This is a genomic window from Mesobacillus campisalis, from assembly GCF_000986785.1.
GTDB lineage: Bacteria > Bacillota > Bacilli > Bacillales > Cytobacillaceae > Mesobacillus_B > Mesobacillus_B campisalis.
Genome location: NZ_LAYY01000075.1, coordinates 1 through 1,731, shown reverse-complemented (window position 1 = coordinate 1,731; position 1,731 = coordinate 1). Strand labels below are relative to the sequence as shown.

The following is a 1,731-nucleotide window of genomic DNA, read 5'->3' as shown; positions in this document are numbered from 1 at the left end:
CTTGGATATTCAAGAAGGGGATATCATGCTGCATGCGGCCCCTCTCACTCATGCATCAGGAACATTGGTGCTGCCGCATTGGGTATCCGGAGCAGCTAATTCCATCTTATCAGGATTCCTTCCAGACCAATACCTTCAAACCATTCATCATGAAAAACCCACAACATTGAATCTCGTTCCAACTATGATTGTCATGCTTTTAAATCATCCAAATGTTGAGCAGTATTCGTTTGAGTCTGTCAGGAATATTATTTATGGTGCATCCCCAATGCCGCGCGAAGCATTAAAGCGCGGGCTTGAATTGTGGGGGCCGAAATTTGTACAGTATTACGGTCAAACGGAAGCTCCACTCATTTTATCGATTTTAAATAAGAACGATCATACTGGTTCAGGAGAAGAAGGGGAAGCAAGGCTGTTATCTTGCGGCCGCCCTGTTCCAACTGCTTCGATCAAAATTATCGATGAAAATGGCGAGGAGCTTCCTGCAGGTGAGGTCGGTGAAATTGCAGTAAAATCAAGCCAGGCAATGGTTGGGTATTGGAAAGAACTCGAACTAACACAAGATACGATAAAGGATGGTTGGGTTCATACCCGTGATATGGGGTACTTGGACCAAAACGGATATCTTTTCCTTGTGGACCGCAAATCAGACATGATTATTTCTGGAGGATTTAATATTTATCCTCGTGAAGTGGAAGAAGTGCTTTACCAACACCCGGCCGTTCAAGAGGCAGCTGTTGTCGGTGTTCCAGACAAAAAGTGGGTGGAAGCGGTCAAAGCCTATGTTGTACTCAAAAACGGAGCAACAGTAAACGAAGACGAAATCATTCAATTTTGCAAAGACAGACTCGCTTCGTATAAAAAACCTGCCTCTGTTGAATTTATCGATACCTTGCCGAAAAGTGCAGTTGGCAAAGTCATGCGGCGCTTTTTAAGAGATCCACATTGGGAAGGAAAAGAACGGAGAATTTAATAGAATTTAAATTTAAAGGGTCATTTCCGGTGTAGGAGGAATTTCGCATCGGGGATGACCCTGTATTTTATTAGAGTAGAAATGGTTCCATAGTTGAGAGTGCTTATGTTCAACGGGTGCTTGACGATAAAGGTAACGCTATTTTTATGTTATTACATGGCTGAAAGAGAATCTTTTCTGTCACATGTCTCTATCGGATAAAGTATTTGCGATTTACGAGTTACCTACAAAAACCCGTTTCAAAAAGGAATTTTACATTTTTTGTAGAATTATATGAGATAAGAACGATTCCATTTCGAATCAAGCAGAAATATGATTCGAAATGGAATCAATCTTTTTTTCAGTATTTTCATGCTCATTGGGGGGAATAAAAATGACAATCCAATCCATCCATGCAGAAGATTTATCAGAATGTATGAAACTTGACCGGATTAACAAGGCGGATATTGAAAACATTTTGGTTTCCATTTTTCAATCTAGCTATGATGGCATTTTTGTTGCAGATAAAGAAGGCGTCGGCATCATGGTAAATGCCGCGTATTCGAGGATCACGGGCGTCACGAGCGAAGAATTGCTTGGAAAGAATATGAGGACGGTGGTAAAAGAGGGAATCGTGTCGGAATCGGTGACTGTAAAGGTGTTGGAACAAAGGGCACCCGTGACGATTATCCAATCCGTTCGAGGAAAGGAATTGCTGGTAACCGGAAATCCAGTCTTTGGTCAAGATGGCCAAATCGTCTATGTAGTGACCAATGTAA

The 1,731-nt window shown here is 41.8% G+C and carries 2 protein-coding genes; both read left to right on the top strand.

From position 1 onward, the window contains the following. Positions 1-973 (top strand): class I adenylate-forming enzyme family protein (locus tag WQ57_RS22450; protein WP_046525909.1); only part of this gene is annotated, 973 nt, incomplete at its 5' end. Between the two features lie 373 nt (positions 974-1,346). After that, positions 1,347-1,731: PAS domain S-box protein (locus WQ57_RS22445; RefSeq protein ID WP_046525908.1), on the top strand; the 385-nt coding region annotated here is incomplete at its 3' end.